Source organism: Psychrobacter sp. GW64-MNA-CIBAN-0177 (genome assembly GCF_040309585.1).
Taxonomy (GTDB): domain Bacteria; phylum Pseudomonadota; class Gammaproteobacteria; order Pseudomonadales; family Moraxellaceae; genus Psychrobacter; species Psychrobacter okhotskensis.
In genome coordinates this window covers 153,288-179,058 of record NZ_JBEOOY010000002.1, presented here as the reverse complement: position 1 = coordinate 179,058, position 25,771 = coordinate 153,288, and the positions used below count along the sequence as shown (strand labels likewise).

General features: G+C 42.2%; 24 protein-coding genes. 7 read left to right on the top strand and 17 right to left on the bottom strand.

Annotated features, from left to right (window positions below; translation table 11 throughout):
• Positions 1–28 precede the first annotated feature (28 nt).
• The 6 genes from AAEY79_RS02320 to AAEY79_RS02295 all read right to left on the bottom strand — a co-directional run bounded on the left by AAEY79_RS02320 (position 29) and on the right by AAEY79_RS02295 (position 6,461).
• Positions 29–1,021, bottom strand: coding sequence for an SIS domain-containing protein (locus tag AAEY79_RS02320; protein WP_025651243.1), 993 nt, complete (start codon positions 1,019–1,021; stop codon positions 29–31).
• A gap of 242 nt (positions 1,022–1,263) precedes the next feature.
• On the bottom strand, positions 1,264–1,791 hold the full coding sequence (gene hfq, locus AAEY79_RS02315) for an RNA chaperone Hfq (protein WP_101212658.1): 528 nt from the start codon (positions 1,789–1,791) through the stop codon (positions 1,264–1,266).
• A 434-nt stretch (positions 1,792–2,225) separates the two neighbouring features.
• Positions 2,226–3,416 carry a tRNA (adenosine(37)-N6)-dimethylallyltransferase MiaA gene (gene miaA / locus AAEY79_RS02310; RefSeq protein WP_201584169.1) on the bottom strand — a complete coding sequence of 397 codons (1,191 nt, stop codon included), beginning with the start codon at positions 3,414–3,416 and terminating at the stop codon, positions 2,226–2,228.
• Between the two features lie 44 nt (positions 3,417–3,460).
• The gene (gene mutL, locus AAEY79_RS02305; RefSeq protein ID WP_350587845.1) at positions 3,461–5,269 is read right to left on the bottom strand and encodes a DNA mismatch repair endonuclease MutL; all 1,809 of its coding nucleotides are present in this window, start codon (positions 5,267–5,269) and stop codon (positions 3,461–3,463) included.
• 51 nt (positions 5,270–5,320) lie between these two features.
• Positions 5,321–5,845 (bottom strand): tRNA (adenosine(37)-N6)-threonylcarbamoyltransferase complex ATPase subunit type 1 TsaE, encoded by a 525-nt coding sequence (gene tsaE, locus AAEY79_RS02300; protein ID WP_101212661.1) that lies wholly within the window; start codon positions 5,843–5,845, stop codon positions 5,321–5,323.
• On the bottom strand, positions 5,838–6,461 hold the full coding sequence (locus tag AAEY79_RS02295) for a 6-carboxytetrahydropterin synthase (RefSeq protein ID WP_173239306.1): 624 nt from the start codon (positions 6,459–6,461) through the stop codon (positions 5,838–5,840). Before AAEY79_RS02295 ends, tsaE begins: the two co-directional genes overlap by 8 nt.
• Positions 6,462–6,840: 379 nt before the next feature.
• Between AAEY79_RS02295 and AAEY79_RS02290 the strand changes: the two genes are divergently transcribed.
• On the top strand, positions 6,841–6,963 hold the full coding sequence (locus AAEY79_RS02290) for a hypothetical protein (RefSeq protein WP_264673009.1): 123 nt from the start codon (positions 6,841–6,843) through the stop codon (positions 6,961–6,963).
• Positions 6,964–7,277: 314 nt separating this feature from the next.
• Here the strand turns inward: AAEY79_RS02290 and AAEY79_RS02285 are convergent, their stop codons facing one another.
• Positions 7,278–7,610, bottom strand: a complete 333-nt coding sequence (locus AAEY79_RS02285; protein WP_025651249.1) for a YnfA family protein — start codon at positions 7,608–7,610, stop codon at positions 7,278–7,280.
• Positions 7,611–7,827: 217 nt separating this feature from the next.
• On the opposite strand from AAEY79_RS02285, the gene htpX reads away from it, so the two are divergent.
• A complete protein-coding gene (gene htpX, locus AAEY79_RS02280) occupies positions 7,828–8,742 on the top strand; it encodes a protease HtpX (RefSeq protein ID WP_201578280.1) in 915 nt (304 codons plus the stop codon).
• 76 nt (positions 8,743–8,818) lie between these two features.
• On the opposite strand, the gene AAEY79_RS02275 is transcribed toward htpX, so the two are convergent.
• The 6 genes from AAEY79_RS02275 to AAEY79_RS02250 form a co-directional block, all read right to left on the bottom strand.
• On the bottom strand, positions 8,819–9,433 hold the full coding sequence (locus AAEY79_RS02275; protein ID WP_201576275.1) for a hypothetical protein: 615 nt from the start codon (positions 9,431–9,433) through the stop codon (positions 8,819–8,821).
• Positions 9,427–10,170 carry a hypothetical protein gene (locus AAEY79_RS02270; protein ID WP_201576278.1) on the bottom strand — a complete coding sequence of 248 codons (744 nt, stop codon included), beginning with the start codon at positions 10,168–10,170 and terminating at the stop codon, positions 9,427–9,429. The genes AAEY79_RS02275 and AAEY79_RS02270 overlap by 7 nt, the downstream gene beginning before the upstream one ends.
• Before the next feature lie 31 nt (positions 10,171–10,201).
• A complete protein-coding gene (locus AAEY79_RS02265) occupies positions 10,202–10,579 on the bottom strand; it encodes a hypothetical protein (protein WP_201576281.1) in 378 nt (125 codons plus the stop codon).
• A gap of 3 nt (positions 10,580–10,582) precedes the next feature.
• A complete protein-coding gene (locus tag AAEY79_RS02260) occupies positions 10,583–11,278 on the bottom strand; it encodes a hypothetical protein (protein ID WP_201576283.1) in 696 nt (231 codons plus the stop codon).
• Positions 11,279–11,595: 317 nt separating this feature from the next.
• On the bottom strand, positions 11,596–12,870 hold the full coding sequence (locus AAEY79_RS02255; RefSeq protein ID WP_350587844.1) for a saccharopine dehydrogenase family protein: 1,275 nt from the start codon (positions 12,868–12,870) through the stop codon (positions 11,596–11,598).
• Positions 12,871–13,141: 271 nt separating this feature from the next.
• A complete protein-coding gene (locus AAEY79_RS02250) occupies positions 13,142–14,356 on the bottom strand; it encodes a carboxynorspermidine decarboxylase (protein WP_025650626.1) in 1,215 nt (404 codons plus the stop codon).
• A 90-nt stretch (positions 14,357–14,446) separates the two neighbouring features.
• Between AAEY79_RS02250 and AAEY79_RS02245 the strand changes: the two genes are divergently transcribed.
• Positions 14,447–15,112, top strand: a complete 666-nt coding sequence (locus tag AAEY79_RS02245; RefSeq protein ID WP_025650627.1) for a DUF924 family protein — start codon at positions 14,447–14,449, stop codon at positions 15,110–15,112.
• 99 nt (positions 15,113–15,211) lie between these two features.
• Here the strand turns inward: AAEY79_RS02245 and AAEY79_RS02240 are convergent, their stop codons facing one another.
• The 3 genes from AAEY79_RS02240 to lpxB form a co-directional block, all read right to left on the bottom strand.
• Positions 15,212–16,399 carry a CAP domain-containing protein gene (locus AAEY79_RS02240; protein ID WP_025650629.1) on the bottom strand — a complete coding sequence of 396 codons (1,188 nt, stop codon included), beginning with the start codon at positions 16,397–16,399 and terminating at the stop codon, positions 15,212–15,214.
• Positions 16,400–16,617: 218 nt separating this feature from the next.
• A complete protein-coding gene (locus tag AAEY79_RS02235; protein WP_201567367.1) occupies positions 16,618–17,499 on the bottom strand; it encodes a ribonuclease HII in 882 nt (293 codons plus the stop codon).
• Between the two features lie 57 nt (positions 17,500–17,556).
• The gene (gene lpxB / locus AAEY79_RS02230; protein ID WP_201567380.1) at positions 17,557–18,798 is read right to left on the bottom strand and encodes a lipid-A-disaccharide synthase; all 1,242 of its coding nucleotides are present in this window, start codon (positions 18,796–18,798) and stop codon (positions 17,557–17,559) included.
• A gap of 495 nt (positions 18,799–19,293) precedes the next feature.
• Here lpxB and AAEY79_RS02225 point away from each other — a divergent pair, with 495 nt between their 5' ends.
• Positions 19,294–20,376 carry a 3-deoxy-7-phosphoheptulonate synthase gene (locus tag AAEY79_RS02225; RefSeq protein WP_025650632.1) on the top strand — a complete coding sequence of 361 codons (1,083 nt, stop codon included), beginning with the start codon at positions 19,294–19,296 and terminating at the stop codon, positions 20,374–20,376.
• 128 nt (positions 20,377–20,504) lie between these two features.
• On the opposite strand, the gene pepN is transcribed toward AAEY79_RS02225, so the two are convergent.
• Positions 20,505–23,114, bottom strand: a complete 2,610-nt coding sequence (pepN, locus tag AAEY79_RS02220) for an aminopeptidase N (RefSeq protein ID WP_352287175.1) — start codon at positions 23,112–23,114, stop codon at positions 20,505–20,507.
• A gap of 304 nt (positions 23,115–23,418) precedes the next feature.
• Here pepN and AAEY79_RS02215 point away from each other — a divergent pair, with 304 nt between their 5' ends.
• From AAEY79_RS02215 to AAEY79_RS02205, 3 genes are all read left to right on the top strand, one after another.
• Entirely contained in the window at positions 23,419–24,036 is a 618-nt protein-coding gene (locus AAEY79_RS02215) for a DUF6231 family protein (RefSeq protein ID WP_201576291.1), read from the top strand.
• Positions 24,037–24,206: 170 nt separating this feature from the next.
• The gene (pal, locus tag AAEY79_RS02210; RefSeq protein ID WP_025650635.1) at positions 24,207–24,725 is read left to right on the top strand and encodes a peptidoglycan-associated lipoprotein Pal; all 519 of its coding nucleotides are present in this window, start codon (positions 24,207–24,209) and stop codon (positions 24,723–24,725) included.
• A 132-nt stretch (positions 24,726–24,857) separates the two neighbouring features.
• Complete coding sequence (locus AAEY79_RS02205) at positions 24,858–25,667, top strand: 4'-phosphopantetheinyl transferase superfamily protein (RefSeq protein ID WP_352287073.1); 810 nt, start codon at positions 24,858–24,860, stop codon at positions 25,665–25,667.
• The last annotated feature ends 104 nt before the right edge of the window (positions 25,668–25,771 follow it).

Below are 25,771 nucleotides of genomic sequence, written 5' to 3'. Positions count from 1 at the left end.
TAGCATTATTTTTTTAAATGCATAATGCTTACTTAACACCCGCTTGTAGTAAGTCATGAACCGTAATAATCGCTTCCAAGCGATCTTCGTCATCGATAATCAATAGCTGGCTAATGCCGTTTTCGTTCATGACACTCAAAGCGTCTGATGCGCGCATGCTTTTACTGATGCGACGTGGGTCGTGTACCATCACATCGCGCATCGGGGTTTGTAGATCAATGCCTTTTTCTAAGCCACGGCGTAAGTCACCGTCTGTAAATACGCCGACAACTCTGTCATTATCATCAATGACCACTGTCATACCTAAACGCCCAGCAGACATGGTAAAAAGCGCCTCTTGCAATGGGGCTTGTTGATTGATAAGTGGCAAATCTTCTGACTTAGTATGCATCAAATCTTCGACGCGCGTGAGCAGTTGACGACCTAACGCCCCTGCTGGATGCGATAAAGCAAAATCCTCTGACGTAAAATTGCGCGCATGCACTAAAGCCACTGCCAAGGCATCGCCTAGCGCCAATGTAGCGGTGGTGCTAGAAGTGGGCGCAAGATTTAGCGGACAGGCCTCCTGCGATTTACCCAAAGTCAATACAATGTCAGCTGCGCGCGGTAACATGCCACGCTTATCACGGCTGATACTAATCAGTGGAATATTTAAATGCTTAACCACAGGCAGCAGCATTTTAATTTCGTCTGACTCGCCAGAGTTTGAGATGGCCAGCAACACATCGCCTTTCACCAGCATACCTAGGTCTCCATGCCCCGCTTCACCAGGATGCATAAAAAAAGCGGGTGTACCAGTAGAGGCAAAGGTCGCAGCGATTTTGCGCCCAATCAATCCTGACTTACCCATACCAGTCACCACTACCCGACCTTTACAGGCCAAGATAATATCGCAAGCCTGTGCAAATCTATCGTCTATCTGCTCTGTCAGTAGTGCTAACGCCGATATCTCGGTATTGATGGCTTCGATAGCGGTACTAATATATTGCTCATGGGTCAGATTGCTTTGGCTATTACTCATGCATCAGCTCTATGTTTATAATGAATCGATAAGATATTTTACTATACTCTGAGCAATATTAATAATGCCCCGCAAAACCCAATAGCAACGTCAAATCGATATCAATGTTTAGTAGTTATTATACGTCTATTTATACAAAAAAAACCCACTATAGCAGCAGGTTTTGATTAAGTATATCAAGTCGAGATAACGCATCTATAGGCAAAATACTTCCTGTCTATGATCGGTTATTTATTATCAACTTAGTTGTTATCATCAGACTCGTTATTTGGCTTACTTTCGAAGCTCGCACTGTCTGCTGGCGTCTCAAACCCACGGTCTTGACCAAAACCACCACGTTCAAAACCGCGATCTTGACCTTGTCCTAAACTACCACGCTCAAAGCCGCGATCTTGACCTTGGCTAAAGCCACCACGGTTGAAGCCACTACGATTAGCAGCAAAACCGCGCTCTTCAAAACCACTGCCGCTAGCAGGATTACTACCACGTTCAAAACCACTACCTTGATAACTGGTTGGCGCGGCACTCTGAGGCTGAGCGGTAGTGCCTGTCGCTGTGCTACTACGCGGGTTACGCGCTGGTACAACCGTCGAGATGGCATGCTTATAAACCATCTGGCTCACGGTATTTTTGAGCAACACGACATATTGGTCAAACGACTCAATCTGACCTTGCAATTTGATACCATTAACTAAAAAAATAGAGACAGGAATGCGATCTTTGCGCAGCGAGTTCAAGAACGGATCTTGTAAAGTTTGTCCTTTTGACATGAAATCTCTCCTAAATATTATATAATTATGTTTTAAGCGCCAATTATTTTAAGTGTTGATTCAATTATAATGGCTAAGAGTAGATACAATAATAAGTTTTATTTATAAAACGTATCTAAATAAACACTGGTCCTTCTTAAGCGATTCCACTTTATCGTGAATACATTATTATTGTAGATAATTAAGTAACTACTTGTTTCATAAACTGTTTTTATCAACAAACGTCAATTAATAATAGTTAATAAAGCAATGGCGATCGCGCAAAATACACCACTTTACTGAATTTAAATTATAACAGCTATTAACGTTGTATTTTGAAACTAATTGTCATTACTTTCTAGTGTGTTTATGAAGCGTTGCTGCTATGTTGTGTTTCTAATAAGATGGAGCAAAATCAAGACAGACTTTAAAGCAAATAACGCCTTTAAGAATGGCTAAAGCAGATAGTTTCTTGCCTCTGCCATTGTTGTGAATGCTTTAATCTCTAACGTATGGTTCATAGAGTCATTTGCATCATCAGCAGAGTTGGGATTTATTGCTACTGGTGTCGCAGTACTGGGCAGTTGCATTACTTTGCGAAGCCAAGTGTACTGGCGCTTTGCTAGCTGTCTTGTCGCATATAGTGCCTTATTTTGCATTTGCTGACAAGCAAGCACCTCGGTTTGGCTATCGGCCAAACTTGATTCAAGAAGAGGCTGAGACGCTTTATCTTGTTGTAATTTATTACTTAATGAACTGTCTAATTCGCCAAAAGCCTCGTAAAACAACGCCTTGTCTAAATGCGGCTGTTCAAATATTGGATGATTAGTATGCACGAGATATTCTAAGACTTGCCGATAGCCAACGCAGCGCATCGACGGCAAATTCGGTGTTAGTGGATACTGCTCAAGCAGCCTGATTACTTCAGCCACTAGACCCTCATTCCACATGATGTCTAGACGCTGCTCGATACGCTCATGTAACCATGGGCGATCAGGCATCACTGCCAATACATGCCAGTTCTGATTGGGATTATGGGCCAATGCTTGTTTGGGCTTTCGCTGCCAGTCACTAATTGGGATATCTGTTTGCAAATACACTTCAATAGCGCGGGTAATACGCTGAGTATCAGTGGCATTGAGGCGCTGGTGGCTCACCGCATCAACTTCACCTAGATAGTCATATAGCACACTTATACTTTCATCTTGTCGCCATTGCTCCACCCGCGCACGGACGCTATCATCGCTATCTGGTACTGGAGATAGCCCATCTAATAGCGCCATGTAATACATCATGGTGCCGCCAATGAGCAAGGGTATTTTGCCGTTTTCATGACAGCGATCAATCAGACGAGCAACATCATTAACGAATTCTGCAACGCTATAGCTCTGCGTCGGGTCAATAACATCAACTAAATGGTGCGGATAACGCGCCAGCTCCTCCGTCGTAGGCTTGGCTGTACCGATATTCATGTCGCGGTATATCAGCGCTGAATCTACTGAAATGAGCTCATAACGCCCTGTATCATACAGCTCATAAGCCAGTGCTGTCTTACCGCTCGCGGTTGGTGCCATCAAGCACACCACGCTATTATCTGCCAAATTGGGATTTAGGCGATAAGACGAGCTATCAGACGAATGTTGCATAAAGTTGCCTTTACCAATAATGTTTTGGGTAACAGAAATAGAATTTAGTTATTTTTTTTATTCACAGACGAGAGCATTAACGCGACTAACTGCTGACTGTCTATCGTTTTGAGTGCGTTATTAATAAGTAACGAGTCGATATCAGCTAAGAATACTATCAAATCTTGCGCTGACATTTGCGCGCTCACGGTAGCCAGTTGCTGATTAATATATGCTGCACTATCTATCGACTTGCCCTCTAATATTTCCCCTTCTTTGGAAAAATTATTGCTAAGCACTTGTGACTCAAATAATGAGCTTAACATCGACTGCCAATCTGCTGCACTGATGAGTAAACATTGCCCGTGATAGTAAAATAATAACCAAGGCAGTGATTTATTATCGATGTCTTTAGCATAAGAAGATTCGATTGCTAGGTTATTTAAGCTCGTAATGATGTCTAAGCAAACTGGTAAAGACTCGCTTGTTAGTAACGAGCTACTTAGAATATTAGCGTTATTGGTTGAAACTGGACTTAATAATTTAATACTCTTCGCTGAAGAGTCATCACTATAGAATTTTCCTGAAAGACGCTCTTCTAAATTTTGCGAAAAAGCTTTACTTACTGACAACTGATATGGCTGTCTGGGTGCTTGTACTTGCTGGCTTTTGGTTAAACGAATGGTAGATGATGTCTGTTCCCTTTCAGCAGCAAAGGCGTTATATATAGGTAGACGATTATCTAATACTTGACTATCATCATTAGCAGAATCAATGGTCTTTTTGCTAATAATCGTTTTAAGCTTTGTCCGAATATCATGACTTAGATGCGCCATGATATTGTTGAGCGGACTGATTTTGATGCGCTGTTTGGATGGATGTACATTGATATTGAGCCACTCGGTTGGCAAATCAAAATAAAGCGCGTAGCCAATACCTGCCAGCTGAGTACTTTGGGCAAGTTGGCGCAATTGATTGCTAACCAAGGCTTCTTTTACTAGCCTGCCATTTACATAGATTAGCTTTGGTAAAGTATCCTGCGAATGAGCGATAGGCCACAACCAACCATTAATGCTTGCTTGAGCGCCAAAGCTATTGCCAGCATACTCTGCAGGTGACTGCATCAAGCTGCTGAGATCTATCGCTATTTCTAACGCATTATCCATTAGTGATGACCCAGTCGCTTGTTCAAGACGCGATAATGGCAGACGATTTATATTACTATGATTGTTGTTATCGACAGACCTTGAAGACAGCGACAGCCGCTTTTTATTATCATGAAACAGCGTCAGTGCCACATCTGCTCGCGCCAGTGCGACTTCACGGACTATTGTCTCAATATGACCAAACTCGGTCGCGATAGACTTTAAATTACCGCGACGGGCTGGCACGTTAAAGTATAAATCCTTTACGGTAATGGTCGTACCACGATGATGCACAACGGGTATGAGCTTTGGCACATCGTCCAATACACCAGCAACTTGCAACTGACGACCGATGCCACTGTCATCGTGGCTACTGGTCAAGGTCAAACGAGAAACTGCTGCCGTCGCTGCCAAGGCTTCCCCGCGAAAGCCTAACGTTGTAATACCATGTAAGTTAGCGACATCCGCAACTTTACTGGTCGCATGACGGGTAATGGCCATGACCATATCATCGGGATGAATGCCCGTGCCATTGTCCATCACTTCAATCATTCCCATGCCGCCTTGGGTAATATGAATTTCAATATTACTCGCACTAGCGTCAATCGCATTTTCAAGCAGTTCTTTGACCACTGCGGCTGGACGCGTGACCACCTCACCTGCTGCTAATTGATTGATGAGCAACGGCGATAATTTTTTGATGCGGCTATTGGAGAGATTATCTGGCATTAATGGATGTCATACTTTTCTATAGTCTCAGCAGCATTAACGGGGTCTAACCTAAATTTTAAGAGAGGATAAATCTAAGCCTTGTGCTTGGCCCGCCTTCGATAGTCGCAGCTCAACTTGACGAGCCTCTTTATCTATATCAGCGCTGTTGGCTTGCGTCATATCGATAAACATAGTCGGCGGTGGTAAGTAGCTGTCCGCACGGCTGGCCCATTCGATAATGACCAGCGCATTTGGTTCATCGAGATACTCATCGAAACCGATAAAAGACAGCTCTTCTGGGTCTTGCAGACGATATAAATCAGCATGATAAACAGGCTTAATTGAGTCGTCATTTTGCTCGATGCTATAAGGTTCCACTAAGGTGTAAGTCGGGCTTTTAACGGCACCCGAATGTCCGAGCGCTTGCAACCAATAACGCGTCAGCGTGGTTTTACCTGCGCCCAAATCACCCGCTAGCCAGACACTACCGGATAGTGGTAATGCCGCCAATTGTGCCGCCAAACGCTGAGTATCGGCTTCAGAATACAGCGTCAACATTTTTACGTTTTTGTCTTCCATTGTACTATTAAGCATCAGGCTTACCTGTCTGTACTTGCGTATGTACCTGCATAGTCACGGATGGATTGACAAAGCGCTCACCGCGAATCAGCTTGGTATACAACTCGGTGTCATGCCATTCAGCACTCACTTGGTCGCTGAACTCAAATTCTTCTAAATTAAGCTCGCCCATTTGCGCGTTTGCCACATCATCAGCAAAGCACTGTGCGTAACCGGTTGCCGTCTCATGGGCAATCACCGAGTAAACGCTGACATCAGACTCACCGTTTTGCATTTGGGTTTGTTTTAGAATTTCTTGCGCCCAAAAGAATATCACGCGCGAGAACTGCTCTGCGGACGGCGAGACTGGCAAACTTATCCAGCGTGCGCTGAACTTTTTACAAGCCTCAATATACTCAGGATCGTCCTTATTCCAAAAGCAAATGGCATGATCAAAGCTGTCGATGATGTCTTTAATCGAAGACTTTAATAAGCCAAAATCATAGACCATTTGCCCGTGATCTAAACGCTTGGCTTCTAGAATCAGCTCAATCTGATAGCTATGACCATGGATAGAATGCTTGCAACGCTCAGAGCTACAGTTACGCACGATATGAGCATTTTCAAATTTAAAAAGTTTACGGATACGCATAATAATTTTGACCAAAACAGTAAGCACTATCGTGCTAAATATTAATAACTAAAGGTTTGCCACAGCGAATCATTGGCTTGTCGCTTATTATAGCAAATTGGCATGTATCCGTAAGTAAGCACTTATTAATAGCAATATTGGCTAAATAAATCTATTGCCTACAACGTCTATTTATAAAATACGAATTTAAGGCATAGCATCGACAAAGGCAGGGTTGGATCGAATCGTAGGTGAATTGTGCAGAGGCTATCTATTACCTACCCTTCAGCCTATACTCAATCCAGTACGCAGCGTTTGCGGCCATTGTAGCAATATCGCCTACTAGTCAGCTAATTTGGCTTAGAGGATGGTATAAGCTACCTAAAAAGGAAAAAAAATCATGAGTAAAGGTCAAGATAGTAAGAAGAATGTAAAAAAGAAGCCACTGTTAACGGCAAAAGAGAAAAAAGCGGCTAAACAATCAAAGAAAGAAGACAGTGGTAGTATTTTAGGTAAACATTAATATTCAATGCACCACTGTGCTAATTGAAACCCTATTAATTAAAGCTATGCCAATCGAACCTCAAGGTTTGATTGGCATTTCTTATATTTGATTGGCATTTCTTATATTAGATTGGCATTTCTTATATTAGATGATGCTTTGATACTAGGGTGTATCCTCATTTTAAAAATAGTCATAAAAATGAGATAAATCGCCGTCAAACGAGAAAATAGCGCAAATAATATCGGGATATTAGTCAGCTGTTTGACGGTGTTCGGCAAAATTTAGCCATTTTTAGACCATTTAGATACAATCGAGTGAATTGAAGATACGCCCTAAGTACTGCGCGGTGCAAACATAATAATCGCCATCCCTAACAGCGCGACCGCCGAACCCACTATATCCCACGTGGTTGGTCGAATACCATTCACCGTCCACAACCATAAAATCGCCATCACCACATATACCCCACCATAAGCTGCGTAGACTCTACCCACAGCCGTTGGATGTAATGTCAGCAACCAAACAAAAGCGGCTAAACTAAGCACGCTGGGAACAAGCAGCCAAATTGACTTACCTTCTCGCAGCCATAGATAAGGCAGGTAACAACCGACAATCTCAGCTAATGCTGTCAGCGCAAAAAGGCCAACCGTCTTTAATTCTGTCAAACTTACCTACTCCCCACCTACTACTCTTCTAATCTAACAAAACCAGTTAGGTATTGTACGGTATTTCCCAAAATAATCACTCTATCTCTATCACCTCTTATAAAAGACTATTTTGTCTGACATTACAGTCAAAATCACAGTAAAATCTATCATAGCAAACCTCTTAGATAACCGTCTATCGAGGTCATACCGATCTATTGAATAGGGATTTAACGTAATGATGCGTATTGGCTTGTTTTTATTGACCAACTTAGCCGTGATTGTGGTGTTTAGCATTGTATTTGGCATACTATCCAGATTTTTTGGGATTGGCGGTGTGCATAGTGCAGGTGGTCTTAACTATGTCAGTCTTGCTGTTATGTGTGGTATCTACGGTATGGTTGGCTCGATGGTGTCGCTATTTATATCAAAGTGGATGGCTAAAAGATCAACGGGTACGGTGGTGATAGAATCCCCTCGTAACTCGACTGAGCAATGGCTAGTCGATACAGTAGCCAAACAAGCGCGAGCAGTAAATATCGGTATGCCTGAAGTCGGTATCTTTAATAATTCGCAGCCAAATGCTTTTGCGACTGGTTGGAATAAGAATAAGGCGCTGGTAGCTGTATCGTCTGGTCTACTACAGAATATGACAGCCGATGAAGTTGAAGCGGTATTGGCACATGAGATTGGTCATGTAGCCAACGGTGATATGGTAACCCTTGCCCTTATTCAAGGCGTGGTCAATGCCTTTGTGATGTTCTTTGCACGCATTGTCGGTAGCTTCGTTGACCGTACTGTGTTCAAAAACACCAGTGATCGCCCAGGTATCGGTTACTTTATTACCAGTATTGTGATGGATATCTTACTTGGGTTTTTGGCGTCTGCTATCGTAATGTGGTTTTCACGCTTACGTGAATTCCGTGCGGATCAAATGGGGGTAAAACTTGCCAGCCGCGAAAAAATGATCAGTGCGCTTGATGCGCTTCGTCCTTCTGCACAGCGACCTGACCAGATGCCTGAGAGCATGAAAGCCTTTGCGATCTCGTCTGGGCAAACGCAAGGCTTTAGTATCGCGAATCTATTCCGCTCACACCCCACGCTTGATGACCGGATTGCGGCGTTGCGGAATTATAATCCTAGTGAGAGATAATAAGAAGATTGATGAATTAACTCCTAATTTGCTATCTCTTAGCAGATTAAGTGACATACTAAAACTTACCTATGATTTATATGTACTGCAGAGATTTTAGACATTTAGTGATTTCCTCTATTATCTCTTCATAACCATCTATTTTTTGTTCAACTTCGAGAAAATTTGTACCGGTATCTTTACAATAATTTCTTGCTGCGTTATAGATTGAATCTTGCATTTGATAGTTTTCAATCAAATTCACTGTTTCGTCGTATACACGATTTCTTTTTTTCTGTAATGTACTCCAATCATCTTCACTTACTTTTATAAATACTAATAAATCGGGAGCGGCTAATAGTTCTGCATCTAATTCAGCAGTTCTCTTAACAACTTCATAGTAGGCATTTTCTTTTGAAATCAACCAACTAAAAGACGGGTCGTTAATATAATATTTAATCAATACATCATAGAAACTGTCAACGAAGACTAACTCTTTCTCAGATATTAATGCAGCTTTCTTATACTCAGGAACTCTAGCAGATCTAAACCAATTCAAAGCACTAAACTGATCTAGGTTATCCTCTTTAATCCAACTTGGCCAAAAATCCTCCTCTGGCTCTAGAAAGTACTGGCTACTACAATTTTCAGCTATTTTTGCTGTTAACGTACTTTTGCCACAAGAAGGCAACCCACAAAAGACAACTAACATGAAGTATCCTTTTTATCGGCTATACGCCACATTTCTTCAAATTCAGATAGATACATATGAAATAGTCGACCAGGATTTTTAACTTCATAAGTAACAGTGGATGAACTTCTGGATTTTTTAATTATTGAATAATGTCCTGTAAATAATGTATCTCCTAGACGATATATCATGACTGGTAAACTTTGTTCAATAAACCTAATTTCAACATTTTCAATACCTTCAAAACTGGCTAATATATTCGTACATAATGTTTGGTAATAATCTTTAACGTGCCCTTCGTTAAGAGCTTGACTCTTTGATGCTTCAGTATCTGGATTAACTAGTAAAATTCTAACATTTATAGGATTTTTACCCTCATTTCTTCTTTTTATTATATCTAAAGCTTGATTTGAAAACCCTGATAGCGAATAACCTGTAACATCAATCTCATTAGACGTTTCTAATAATTTCTCATATATACTCACTAAGGCTCTCTGACTATGTATTTCCTTTAAGCCATAGCTCCTAATGTTAGACAAGAGTCTATCTTCAGATGTCTTAATAAACCTAACCCATAAGGTGCTAAAGCTTACAAGAGAGCTAGCTATTAATGAAGTTCCAATTGCACGTGGAATTTCATCAAAAAAAATTAATATTAACCCTAGTATCAGTATTGAAATATTTAAGACTAGTAGTGAAGTAGTAGAATTAAATAACTTACGAATTGTTTCATGTTCATCTAAGTTAAAACTAGCCATATTTAATCTTAATTTTTAATGGTTATTATAGTTAAACGTCGTGTATATTTATGATACTTTCAATTTTATCCGCACCCATAACTAAACACTTACGTATCACAAAATCTTCTAAGCCCAGATTATCAGACCATCTTTGAATATACCCTTCTCGCATTTCCTTAGGATACAAGAGTATATCGCTCGATTTATTATAAATAGTGGCTAGTAACCTTACTTTATTTTCTAAATCAAGCTCTATAAGTCCTGTCTGTTCATCGCTATCTTCTAAAATTTTTTCATCAATTTTTTCAACTATATGTTCTACTAAGCTTTTCTCTTTATCACTCATTTCATTTACGATATTAGTCATATCTGAAAATTTATCAATATAAGAGTGGGCTTCAACTAATTTGCTAACTAATATTTTCATGTACTATTCCTCTAGTATTTTTTTAATAAAAGGTATTATTTCTTTATAAATACTCTTTATAGACTTACGATTATTACCTTTATCATATGCATCAATAAACACTCTATTTTTTTTATTTTCAACATTGCTAAAGAAATTGTTCACCTTTACCTGTAGACCTTCATCTTTTTCATGAATATCTGAACTATCTAAAGAGTAACTTCTATCTTTCGAGCCATTTCTTTCTAAATGTATACCATCTATGTAATGAGAGTCTGGAGCAGTAATAATAACCTCCAAATCAGGTTTGGGAAGCTTATATATCTCATACTCTAACCACTGAATGAGTTCTACAAGCTTCTCACTTCTATCTATATCTATTAACTTAGAAGTTTGAAAAGCTATATTTGATAGTATGTAACGATCACAGAGAACAATAGCTCCACTCTCAAGACTTCCATTAATAGGATCTTTTGAGATATATCTATCAGCAGCAAAGGCTAAGCTCAAGAATTCAGGCTCAACCTGCCCATGTTTACCATTTAAGAAGTCACCTATCAAATCTGATAGTGGGTTACCTACTTTATGAGGAAAATCATAAGTTGATACTTCATAACCTTCTTTAATCAGCATGTCTTCTATGAGACTATACTGTGTACTTTTGCCTAGGCCATCCCCACCCTCTATTACAATTAATTTTCCTTTACCGCTATTATTCATATAACTACCTGTTTAAGTCTCTTGAGAAGTGATTATTTTGCATATATTTCGAACTCTGCCTTATAGAACTATATTTCTTGATACAAAAAACTTTAATTTGTTAGACGGCTGATGTTTCTATTATACAGATATTAAGATAAAAAAGACCTGAGTGATAATAGAAATAGACATAGACTATGTCAACTCTTCACTCATCTAAGTAGATAATAGATTATATCAGTACCTGATCTATTTCTTCTTCAAAGATTCCAAGTAGCTTCAACCATAAAAAAAAGCCTATCTATAAAAGATAGGCTTTTCTAAATCAAACTCGTTATTTAAACATCGAACTCTAATGCTCTGTCACCTTCGCTATCTTTGATACGCGTTGGCAAGCCAATTTTATTGAGCAGATTGATAAATGGCTTGGCATCTAGCTCTTCAACGTTGACCATCTTGCCAGCATCCCACTCGCCAGTCGCGACTAACATCGCAGCCGCGACAGGTGGTACGCCTGCGGTATAAGAGATACCTTGGCTGCCGACTTCATTATAAGCGTCTTTATGATTGGAGACGTTATAGATAAAGATTTCGCTATCAACGCCATTAATCTTACCTTTAACCTTGTCACCGATGCAAGTCTTGCCCGTATAGTTTGGTGCAAGCGAGCTTGGATCTGGTAGCACGGCTTTGACCACTTTTAGCGGAATAACCTCTTGCCCTTCCGCAGTCATCACTGGCTGCTCAGACAATAGACCTAAGTTCTGTAGCACGGTGAAGACATTGATGTAGTGCTCACCAAAGCCCATCCAAAAACGGATGTTTGGCACATCTAGGTTGGCTGACAATGAATGCACTTCATCATGACCACTCAGATAGCTGTTCTGCACACCCACAACTGGTAAATCGTCAGTACGCTTTACTTCAAACATTTTGTTAGACTGCCACTTGCTGTTCTGCCAAGAGTAGACCGTTCCGGTGAATTCGCGGAAATTAATCTCAGGGTCGAAGTTGGTGGCGAAGTATTTACCGTGGCTACCCGCATTGATATCAATAATATCAATATCAGTGACCGAGCCTGTATCCATCATGTCGTAGCCAAGGCGCGCATAGGCATTGACCATACCGGGATCAAAGCCTGCACCCAAAATCGCCGTGACATTGTTGTCCGCACAGCGCTGTTTACGCTGCCATTCATAGTTGTTATACCATGGCGGCGTCTCGCAAATCTTACGCGGATCTTCGTGGATAGCGGTATCAATATAAGCAACACCTGTCTCAATACAAGCTTCTAATACAGTCATATTGACAAATGCCGAACCGACATTGATAACAATTTGTATACCAGTATCTTGGATAAGCTGTGCCAACGCTTGGCTGTCCATGGCATCGACTTGGTGCGTGTGCAAGATAGCAGCTTGTTTAAAGCTCTCTTTGTCTTTGACACTTTGCGCGATGGCATCACATTTAGTCTTGGTACGTGAGGCAATATGAATCTCGCCGAGCACATCATTATGCATCGCACATTTATGCGCGACCACTTGAGCGACACCGCCGGCGCCGATGATGAGTACGTCTTTTTTATTGGGCTTAGCTTGTTGGTTGGTATTCAATGCAACAATCCTCCTTTGTGTCCCTGTCATCGCCTAAGAGGTGGCTATTCAAAACAGAAACGAGTGAATGATATGCGTGAATTAAAAAGGAAGACCGAGGAAAACCCACGCACCCGTCGGGCAAAATCAGCTGTTTTTGCCCGTGGCGATTATAACAATTTTTACTTACTATTCGGCAAAAATTACAACATAACTTAGAAAATCTGAGAGCAATACTCATTTCTGGATAGTTGTTTGGCAGTGTTATCGATTAATGCCAAGCATAATAGTGTTATGACAAACTCGCCTTATAATCTTGGTAATCAAACTCGCGCTGCACATCAATACTACCATCTAAACGACGAATCACAATCGCTGGCATATTGACACCATTGAACCAGTTCTTCTTTACCATGGTATAGCCTGCCGCATTACCAAACGCAATGGTATCGCCTACCTGTAATTGGTTAGGCAAGGCATACTCACCAAAAATATCGCCTGCCAAACAAGAACGACCATAAATAATAGTGTTGTCCACCACGTCAGCTGTTTTGGTCATATTAACGGGTGAAATACTCATCGCTTCTTTATTAATAGCCGCAATGGGTGCTGACTCGCGATAAATCAGTAAATCAAGCATATGCGCCTCGATAGACGCATCGACGACTGCTAGGTTTTTTTCATTATGCATAGTATCTAAAACGCTTGTAACTAGTGATCCAGCGCCATGAATGCTCGCTTCACCCGGCTCAAGGTAGACTTGTACGCCGTATTTTTCACTAAAGCCTTTCAACCGCTCAGCAAGTTTTTCTAGCGGATAATCAGGGGCGATAAAGTGAATGCCACCGCCCAAACTGACCCACTCAAGCTGCGCTAAAACGTCACCAAATCTAGCTTCGATATCAGCCAAGCTGTCGCTAAAAGCCTCAAAACTGTCATTTTCGCAATTGTTATGAATCATGACGCCAGTGATATCACTCAATACCGCCGCAATCTTATCTTTATCATGCTCACCTAAGCGGCTAAATGGACGCGCAGGATCAGCGATGATAAACGATGAATTACTGGTCTTTGGATTTAAGCGCAGACCAACTGGAATACCTTTTTCCGCGGCTTGCTCTTTAAATACATTGAGCTGCGAGATTGAGTTAAAGATAATCTTATCTGCGTAGCTTAATACTTCATCGATTTCATCCGTACTATAAGCGACGCTATAAGCATGCGTTTCTTTTTCATTATCACTGTCTTTACCTTTACCAAAAGTCTCGTAGCCAAGTCTGACTTCATTGAGTGACGACGAAGTGGTTCCGTGCAAATAGGGCTGCATCACATCAAACACGCCCCAAGTCGCAAAGCATTTGAGCGCCAATAAGGCTTTAGCGCCTGACAGCTCACACAGTCGCGCGATAATCTGCATATTGGCAACGATTGCCGCTTCGTCGAGTAGATAATAAGGCGTTGGTGGCAAGGATGATTTTGTGGTTTTCAGCGAAGTTTTTGCATTCATAAGAGGTTACCTAATAGCTGCTGTTGGTATCATGACAGATATAAATATTTGCGCTATAGTAGACTAAATCCACCGTAATTAGAATATCTTATGTCATTATCAACCGATTATTCCAGCTCTGCTAGCCAAGCCAATTTATCGCAACTCGATTCAAAGAATATTAATGTAGAGTATCTAGATGCTGAGGCGCGCGCAGTGTTGGATTTTTGGTTCGACCAAGATAATGAGCCATATTGGTTTGCCCAAAATGACAACTTTGATAAGCAAATAAAGGCTAAGTTTGGCAAAATCTGGCAAGCAGCAAAACACGGTGAATGTGCGCCGTGGCGATGGTCTGACAATCACAACGATGTGAATAGCTCAATCACTAATTTGGCAGGACGATTGGCAGAGATTATTGTCTTAGATCAGTTTTCTCGCAATCTATGTCGCGAGCAAGCATGCGCCTTTGCTCAAGACGGTATGGCGGTGGCATTAGCGCAAGAAGCCATTGCCCAGCCGCATTTTGAGACCCTACCGATGGAGTGGCGCAAGTTTACTATTATGCCGTTTATGCATTCTGAATCAGCTGTTATCCATAAACGCTATCTGCCGCTGTTTGAGCAACTAAATGACCCAACCACTTTAGACTTTGAACGCCGTCATAAAGACATTATTGATGAATTTGGACGCTATCCACACCGTAATGAAGCCTTGGGTCGTGAGTCGACTGCAGAAGAAGACGCATTTTTACAGCAGCCGAATTCTTCATTCTAAGCGTTGTTACTTATAATAACAAAAACAAGGGCTGAATCAGATAACTGGTTCAGCCCTTGTTTTGTTTTATGCTATTTATTCTAGGGTATACCCTATAGATTAGTAGTTCACTTTACCCGTGCTAAAGCTAAACGACTGCTGCTTTAGCGTTCGATTGTCCACTAACACATCAAAGCTTACACGATATTCACTCTCGCCATGCAAACCACAGTTTTGATCTTTTTTAGTGGTGATTTTGCAGCTTTTTAGATTATCCGTAATGGGTAAAATAAAAGCTTCGTTCGCTGGTAGCTCATAAACGGTATTCTTATGGGGATCTTGCCCATAATCAAGCAGTTCAGTGGGCACATCGATGTTACGCTGAACATCATGGAACTTGATATTACTGAGCTTAATGGTCTGGGCAGCTGGCATACTGACATAGATGGGCTGCCCGATAGGATCAGCTCGTAGGTCACGACCCGTTCCTTTGACAGGATTTGGCGTTTCGTTATACAGCGCAGTCACCGTACCACTGACCCCTTGGCAAGGATAAGTGAATATGCCTGCCACCGTATTGTCTTTGCTTGCCTTGGTCGCTGAGGCATGGTTGACTAAGATATAACCCTGATTGTTGGTCGTGTCTTTGCCATAAGGCTTATAAGTGACCATACCCGTACCCGTCAAACTCGAGCCTGGTAGCATCAAAGAACGCAGATGATAAGGCGCTGCCAATAATGACTTCGCCATTGCACCTGCCACTATATCAGAGCCTATAATATTGCCAGCCGAGCTATAATAGACCGACTGAGCAATATTCTCAGTCACACCATATTGGGCGTTGCCGTAGTTTGCCTGTAACAACCGATCTGTGAAGCTGACTCCGCTAAAGAATGGGTTATTATCACCCGTGACGTTGGCGATATCTGCAATCTTATTTTCATAGTGCGGACTAAAAGCAGTCGGCGTGCTATTAGCAAATACATGCTTGATGTATTTTGCATGTTGAATCGCAACATTATCCAGTGCAGTATCGGCAGACAAACCACTTAGACCACAGCTGGTGCGCGCTAGACTAAAGGTATTATTGGCAATTAATGCAGCTTTTGCCTCATTATCAGTCTGGTCATTAGGCTTATCAGTCGAGGTATCATCAGGACTAGCAACAGGCGGTGTTGGCTTGGGCGTAGTATTGTTAGTGCTGCCATCTGAGTCTCCGCCACTGCCGCCACTGCCGCCACAAGCCGTCAAAAACGCTGTTAAAAATATTACTGCCGCGAGGTTTTTTTCTCGTAATTTGAGAGTCATCTTTTATCCTGTAAGATAGTGGTGTGCCTATTATGAGCAATAAATCAGCTATGACGGATATTATCGAATAACGATTCAAATGTCATTTAATAAAACATGAAAACTTAATACGCATAATCTCAAAAAACCATTCATTTTTGACTAAGGGGTGTTTTTTTAAATTGATAAATAATTTATGCTTAGGCTATTTATATAAATAAGCAATTCTCCATCTGCCTTTAACTCTCCAACGCCTTTCGCACTGGTGCAAAGCTACGTCTATGCTCGGGCAGCACCCCATACTGTTGAATCGCTTCCATATGCGCTTTGGTTGGATAGCCTTTATGTTTGGCAATCCCATATTCAGGATGCTGAGCATCGAGTGTATACATAGTAGTATCACGGCTGACTTTTGCCAATATACTGGCTGCGGCGATACTGGTATGACGCGCATCCCCTTTTACCCATGCTTGGCAGTCAATCGCAGAGTGATCTATGCCTAATTCAGCGAGCTTGGTATTGTTTACTTGAGGACAGCGATTTCCGTCGAACAAAACCTCAAATGTCAGCATAGATGTGGCAAGATGCTCAGCGATAGCCTCTAACAATCCTTCAGTGCATAAGCGCATACCGAGCATCGTTGCTTGCAAAATATTGACCTGATCGATGACCGCTGCTGGTATTTCAGCGATGATAAAACCCACAGCATTTTGCTGCACCAATGGATAAAGAATATCGCGTTTTTTCTCACTCAACTGCTTAGAATCCGTCAGTATGGATAAAGGCGTGTCTTTTAAGGGTTGTTCTTCAATCAATCCTGACCACGTGGCAGGCAGTATCGCTGCGGCCACATTAACGCTACCTAAAAGTGGTCCGCGCCCTGCTTCATCAACACCTATTTGCAGCGTTGAGCTGTGCAGCGTTGAGCGTTCTACATGCTGTTGTGTATTTAAGTGTGGCTCTTCATTTATCCCATATTCAGTGAGCAGCTTAGTCACATTCACTTGCCCATATAAATGGATAGGTTCGGCTAAATCAATGCACTGGGATTTTATATCAATCTGTTGGATTTTTTTGTCAATCGGAATAATACTATCTGTAGGGTTGTTCTGAATGCTCATGATTTTTTGTGGTCTTATTGATTTGGGTGTTAAAGATAAATGATGCGCAATTATCCTTTAGGATTTATGCTGGTTTTGCATAAACCATTGATCAATCACGCTATTAGCAAGCTCATGATTGCTTTGCTGCTGCAATAGCTGCTTGGTAGCGACAAGCGCTTTTAATTGTTCTGCATAAGCACGCGGTTGCAACAGACGCATGACGGTGCGGCAAATATTATCACCACTCGCCTGCTCCTGTATCAGCTCAGGGACGATGGCGGTGTCGGCTAAAATATTGGGCAGTGCCACATAAGGGACTTTGACCAGACGCTTGGCAATCTGATAGGTCAGCTGATTTAATTGATACACCACCACCATTGGGCGCTCAAGCAGCATCGCCTCAAGGGTTGCCGTGCCAGATGCTAGCATCACCAGATCCGAGGCAGCCATAGCCTGCTGACTAAACGCTGGCTGGCTGTCGTCATAGACCACCACGATAGCGGCACGCAATTGCTCTGATCGTCGATCAATGACATCTTGGACGATATACTGATGGTTTTGATCGACCGTTGGAATGATAAAACACAGCTTCGGATCTAGTAATATTAACTTTTGAATACCATCCAGCATAAGAGGTAAAATAGCCGTTATCTCCCCGCGCCGAGAGCCTGGCATCACACAAATAAGCTGGCTGACATCATCGAACCGCTCGATAAAAAACTGCTGCAAACCATCGTTGTGCCAGACCAACTCACTGCGCCTCTGATTGATAGGCGTCTCTATCAAGGTCTGATCAATAGTACGTAACAAAGGATGACCCACACATATCGCTGGATGATTGTGGCGCTCATATACTGGCAGCTCAAACGGAAATAGACAGAGTACAAGGTCGGTCGCTGCTTTAATATTATGAATACGCGACTCGCGCCATGCCCAAATAGAGGGGCTAACGTACTGTACACAAAACACGCCTTTTGGCTTTAACTTTTTGGCGACTCGTAGATTAAAATCAGGCGCATCAATGCCGATAAACCAATTGATATCAGCGATTTTGAAGGCGCTCAATAACTCGCGGCGCGCTTTAAGTAAGTCAGGCAATTGCGCCATGATTTCCACCAAGCCCATCACTGCCAGACGTTCTAGTGGAAAAATACTTTGCAATCCTTGCGCTTGCATCTTAGTACCACCAACGCCTACCCAAACGATATCATCACGCAGGTTATTCATCTGCTGCATAAAATCTGCCCCCAAACTGTCACCTGACACCTCACCTGCGACAATACCAATAACCAGTGGTGCCGTCTTAAATTCAGGCATCTGCTGATTGGTATCTGTCTGATCAATAAAGTCAGTATGTTTATGGGAAGTAGCAGAATCGGTCATAACAAGCTCTCAATATGAAGAATGACAATGGGTACAATTATTATGAACAAAAATAGCATTATTATAAAATATAGCACACCGAGTGAGTAACACCGCGCTAATGGCTGCAAGCGCTTGCCTCACTACTATTGTAGCGTTATATCATTTATGTTGTCATCATACGTCACCATGGTACAAATAGCGAAATTAGCTTATAAAAGTCCAGCATAGTTGGCTGATAAACACCAAAAGAAGCTTTTATACGCAAAAAAATGCGCAGTAAGCTGATGTTTAAAAATCCCAGTTTAGGGCTGAGTGTTGTTAAGTATAACGAAGTTTTGGTTTGCACATTCCAGTTATCAGCCAATTAACTGCGCGACTGCCCTTGTCAACCAGCACTTTTGTCCTCATAATGATTATTCCTATAAATCAGCTAGACGATATATAATCATGACAACACCAGCTACCCATAATGCAGATATTGATGACGTGAATATTGAAAAATTCATTCCCTTGATCACCCCCGCTGAGCTAAAAACTGAGCTACCTTTATCAGACGAAGCCTATAAAACCGTCCTAAAAGGGCGTAATACGATCCAAGATATTTTGGATGGTAAAGATAAGCGTCTGTTTGTGGTCATCGGTCCTTGCTCTATCCACGATATCAAAGCCGCTCACGAATATGCCGATCGCTTAGCTGCATTGGCAAAAGAGATCGAAGACAGCATATTCGTTGTGATGCGCGTTTATTTTGAAAAACCGCGTACCACGGTCGGCTGGAAGGGTATGATCAACGACCCTGACATGAATGACAGCTTCGATATTGAAAAAGGTCTGCGTACCGCTCGTAAGCTATTGCTTGATTTGAATGAGAAAGGCTTACCTTGCGCGACTGAAGCGTTGGATCCAAATACCCCGCAGTACATGCAGGATTTAATCAGCTGGTCAGCAATCGGCGCACGTACCACTGAGAGCCAAACGCATCGCGAAATGAGCTCGGGCTTATCATGCCCAGTTGGTTTCAAAAACGGTACGGACGGCGGTATGACAGTCGCCGTTAACGCCATGCAAGCGGTTAAAGAAGGTCATAGCTTCTTAGGGTTATCATCAGATGGCAAAGTCTCTATCATCAAATCTAAAGGCAACCCTTACGCACACGTGGTACTACGCGGTGGTAATGGCAAGCCTAACTATGATGAAACTGCTGTTGCGCAAGTGGAAAATGAGCTAGCAAAAGGCAAAACCAACAGCAAGATTATGATTGACTCAAGCCATGCTAACTCAGGTAAAGACCCGTACTTGCAGCCGATGGTTATTAATAACGTCGCCGAGCAAATCCAAAACGGTAACAAATCCATCATCGGCATGATGGTTGAGAGTCATCTTAAAGGCGGCAGTCAAAAGCTAACTGCTGACTTGAGCCAGCTTGAGTATGGCAAGTCTATCACCGATGGTTGCTTAGATTGGGATAGCACAGTCACTGCGCTATACAATCTACGTGACATGGTAAAAGATGTATTGCCTAACCGTTAATAGCGATTGGTCATAATGAATCGTTATTAGGCCACTCAGCAAAAAGCCCGTTTGACATAATTAATGTCAAACGGGCTTTTTTTATACTTCAGCTTATAAATTTGAGGACAGGCCTTAAGCTAACCGTCCTACTCACTTGCTTCGCCTAGTACGCTCGTTAAGCTTTCGAGCACGTGTTTAGAAGACACGGCTTGCTGCAAATCTAACAGCTTATCATGCGCCATCTGACGACGTGGCTCAGCCAAGGTATTCCAGCGCGCCAGCACCTGCAACAAGCGCGATGCTAAGACAGGATTAGCATCATCCAACTTTTTAATCACAGCAATATAGATATCTAAACCCTCTGCCGTCCATAAGACGGTCGGCTGCGAGGTAAAAGTGCTAATCACTGAGCGCACACGATTGGGCGTATTCCAATCAAAATCAGTATGAGTGAGCAACGATTGGATAGCCTCAGTAGTGACCGTATCAGCTGATGCTTGCACACTAAACCATAAATCGATAACCAAGTCATTTGCTTGGAAACGTTGATAAAAGTCCGCCAAATAGGCATCCGCATCTGCCAATTGATGATTAACCATCACTTTTAATGCACCAAAACGTTCCGTCATACAGCTGGCATTGTCATACTGCTGCTGTGCCCATTCATTGGCACCATCAACGTTAGCCGTCAATGCCATGTCTAATATCACATTGCGCAAGGCACGAGTACCACGAGCGGCGGCGCTATCTTCATAAGACTGCATGGGCAGCTGCTTATAAAGTACTGCCCATTGGTCTTTTAGCATCTCTGCCACTTGCTGATATAAGCCTTCACGCTGCGCTTTGACCAACTCTGGATCATAATCTTCAGCAATAGCAGAAGCCAACTCTTGCGCTGATGGAATATCAAGCAAACGCGCCGCCAACATCGCATCGTCAGCTGCGAGCACGGGCAAGGTCTGCGCTAATGCTTGTAGGTACACTTCAGGGTTGCTCTTCTCGCCTTGGCCTTGCAGCAAGATGCGATTGACCAGCATTTGCGTCACTTGCCAGCGGTTAAAGCCGTTGGTTTCATGCTTGAGTAAGAATGCCAAATCTTCATCTTGATAGTCATAATTAAGCTGTACTGGCGCACTAAAGTCACGCAGCAATGATACTACTGGTTCGCTAGTCACATTTTCAAAGGTAAAGGTTTGCGCGGCTTGATCGAGTAGCAGCATACGCTCGGCGACGATAGCACCAGAATCTTGGTCAAATAGTGCGGTCGCTACGGGAATAGGTAAAGGTTTAGGCGCATCAAAACCACTAACATGACGGGTTTGCTGACTTAAAGTAATGGTTAACGTTTGCGTGGTGCTATCGTAATCTTGGTGACCAGACACCACTGGCGTACCAGGTTGACGATACCAATCAATAAAATCTTCAATTTTATCATCAGTAATACTAAGCGCAGACAAGAAGTCCTCAACGGTAACTGCTTGCCCATCGTAACGACGGAAATACTCATCCGTACCTTTACGGAAGTTATCTGCCCCCAAGGTATTCGCAATCATACGGACGATTTCAGCGCCTTTTTCATAGACGGTCGTCGTGTAAAAGTTATTAATCTCGACGAAACTTTCAGGGCGTACAGGATGTGCAAGCGGCCCTGCGTCCTCAGCAAACTGATGGGCACGCAAAGTCGCGACATCATCAATACGCTGTACGGCACTTGACTGTTGATCGGCTGAAAAAGATTGATCGCGGTAAACAGTAAAGCCTTCTTTTAAGCACAACTGGAACCAATCACGGCACGTGATGCGATTGCCTGTCCAGTTATGGAAGTACTCGTGCGCGATGATAGCTTTCACACTAAAGCTACGCGAGTCCGTTGTGGTCTCAGGGCTAGACAACACACAAGCGGTATTAAAGATATTCAGACCCTTGTTTTCCATTGCGCCCATATTAAACTGACTAACGGCGACAATCATATAGCGGTCTAAATCATAAGCGCGGCCATAATTAACCTCATCCCATTTCATCGAATCTTTTAGGGCTTGCATACCGACATCACACTTATCGATATCGGCAGACTTGGCGTATATTTCTAGTAAAACGTCTCGACCTTCGCTAGTGGTATAAGAATCCGTCAATACATCTAAGTCAGCGACGACACAGGCAAACAGATAGCTTGGCTTATTGGTCGGATCGTGCCAGATCGCATAGTGACGGTCTGGCGCATCTGCGACCTCGCCTGCTTCAACCAAATTACCATTGGCTAGTAACGTCGGATAGCGCTTATCGGCCTCAAGACGGGTGGTGAATATCGCGAGTACATCGGGGCGATCTGGATAAAAAGTAATCTTGCGAAAGCCTTCTGGCTCGCATTGAGTCACAAACATGGTATCGTCACCGCTACCTGCCATGTAAAGCCCTTCAAGGGCGGTATTGGTCTGCGGACAAATACGTACTTGAATCTCTAAAGTGATTTCCTCAAGCTCATCAGGTGTAGCAGTGATGGTAAGTTTACCGGCTTGTTGCTGATAATCTGCATCTGATAACTTACGACCATTCATGGTAATAGCCAGCAGTTCCAACTCTTCACCAAATAATACAATGTTCCCAGCGGTTTGGCGCACCATCTTCAGGGTACTGTCTACCTGAGCATATTCTTCAAATAGCTTAATATCTAAATCAACCGTTTCTACATCAAAGCTTGGTTTTTTATAATCTTTTAAGTTGATCTTACTCGGTGCATGCGGCGGCACATCTGGCATTTCAGGGTTGATAATTTGAGCATCAGTTTCAGCAGTAGACATAGGGATTCCTATTATTATTTATAGTAAAAATTTGGGTAAATCACATTAGGGCGGGACGTCAATTATGCACAATTTTTATGATCATTAGAATGATAGCGACATTTAGCTACATTGACCTAAACCAGCAGATTTCAAGAGCAACCCTCAAGATTATTACGCCTATCATCCGAGGCAAATATCAAAAGCGTCAATCATCCATTGGATAGTCGCCATGAAAATGATTTAATAGAGACACAGCTCACCAACAATCAATGGTTTATTAATGACAACACAATCTGCTAATCGCGCAACTATTACCCTACCACTCTTAATAGATTATATTGATGTGCTATTACCATCATTAGCAACACAAGTGAAGTCGCCAGACACGAATGAACAAACCACTGCTGATCAAATCAATGATAGCTCTGATTTGCTGTGGGTGGTGCAAGATAAAACTGAGCGTTTAGCCCTACAGCCAACACTGAAAAAATACGCTGATGAAAATGGAAAAATGCATTTATCAACGTTATCAGAACTTACGCAACAGCAATTATCAGAACGTTATGAGCTCGCCTGCTTTTGGCTACCCACTTTATCAGCAGAGCTATTACCACAATATATTCCATTGCTCATGCGCTATCGCGATCTTTATGCCGCGCATCTACTGATTGCACTTGATAGCTCCATAGACCTAAAAGCTTATGGCTTTACGCCATTTGATATTTTAGACGAACCGTCTGTGAAAGTAACTGGCAGCAGTGCTATAGATGACTCCCTACCAGACGCCTCATTACCAACATTATGGCAATTTAATTTGTACGATTATAAGCAATTACCAAACTGGCTCAATGCAGATTATTGGGCCAATCCTGAAAACTGGGGCAAACATCGTTGGTAAAAATTCGCGTGTTGTTTGAATAGTATGAAAGACCTTATGTAATTTGCAGATTATTTACAGTAATACTACTTACATAAAGTAACATTTAGTATATGATAGATAGTAATTGCCTAAGTTTTATCGTAAGCAGTTTAAAACAACAAATCTAATTAAAATTTTAGGAGCTCGTCATGTCAATCAGTTTCTCTAAGATCGCTGTCCTCGCTGTATTATCAAGCGCCGTTGCCATTACCACAGGTTGTGCAACCAAGCGTGCTACCTCTGAAGTCGTGGTTGCACCACTAGGTATCCCAGGTGGTCAAGCTGGCTACAATGGTGCTGTTATTGTAGACAATTCAAACGCCGTTATTACTGGTGCTGAAAACCTACAAGCGGTTGTTTACTTTGGCTTTGATAGCAGTGAAATCACCTCACAAGCAGCCAGTGTGTTGAACCAACACGCAGGCTTGTTAAGCTCAAACCCAGCCGCTGGTGTCGTGATCGCCGGTCATACTGATGAACGCGGTAGCCGTGAATACAATATCGCCCTTGGTGAGCGCCGTGCCCAAGCAGCACGTGACTATCTTGCTGCTCAAGGTGTTGCTGTAAATAACATTCGTGTCATCAGCTATGGCGAAGAGCGTCCTGCGGCAGCTGGCAATACTGAAGACGCCTATGCACAAAACCGCCGTGCTGAGTTGTCTTACTAAAATCAAGTAAACTGCCAATAATCCATAAAGCTTTATACGCTTTATCAAAGCCCAGTAATATCAATATTGCTGGGCTTTTTGCATTTCAGTCAGTTAAGATAGCGGATATCAAAAAGCACAAAATGAATAATAATGATGCAAAAATTGCAGTTAATAGACGTTAAATATACTCAGCTTGACCCGATGACATGGTGCGCTACCGCAGAGGTGAGCGAATCTCTTTCTTTATACCTTAGAGAAACAAAGCGTAAATCGGCATGTTTATCCGTTTTTAATATACCGGATATGAATTTTCATCAGCTACATGATGCTAACTGGCAGCATTATACCTCGCAAAGTCATTTGTCTGTGCGGGATATCGCTTACAATCAACGTCAGCAACAACGCAAAGGCGTTCGGCTACTGTTAAAAGCATTGCTCAATAAGTTAGCAATCACTGATACCTTAGATGAATCCGACTTCCCGTATCGACTGATGAACAGTAAATATTACGTATGTTTTAGCCATACGGGTGCAGGTTATAAAAACGATAGGCATACAGATAGTGATACAGACTTTCGGCATGCTAACCATAAATCTTCTAATAATAAAATTGCAGTGGCCATCAGTCGATGTCACGCTGTAGGTATCGATATAGAAACCAATGAGGTGGCACAGAACGTGGCACAGCGTTTTTATCATATTAATGAGATCGCTGCCTTACAGACCTTATCAGCAAGCGAGAACCGCACCATGACTAAGCTTTTTTGGCAAATAAAAGAAAGCTTTATCAAAATTCGTCAGTATAAATTGGCGCAAGGACTGGGAATGGATTACTCTTATTTACTGCCCAGCTTGGTTGACAAAATGAGTGAGAAATCATCTTTCGTTATCACTGGTGATGATAAGACTGACTATCACATTGCGGTTTTATCGTCGCAGCAAACTGTCGTTATTTTTTAGATAGCCCAGATTATTCACCTACTTGGATAATACTTTACTGATTACCGCTTTAATGCAAACAAAAAAAGACGACCCGAAGGCCGCCTTTTTTACTTACTCTAAAT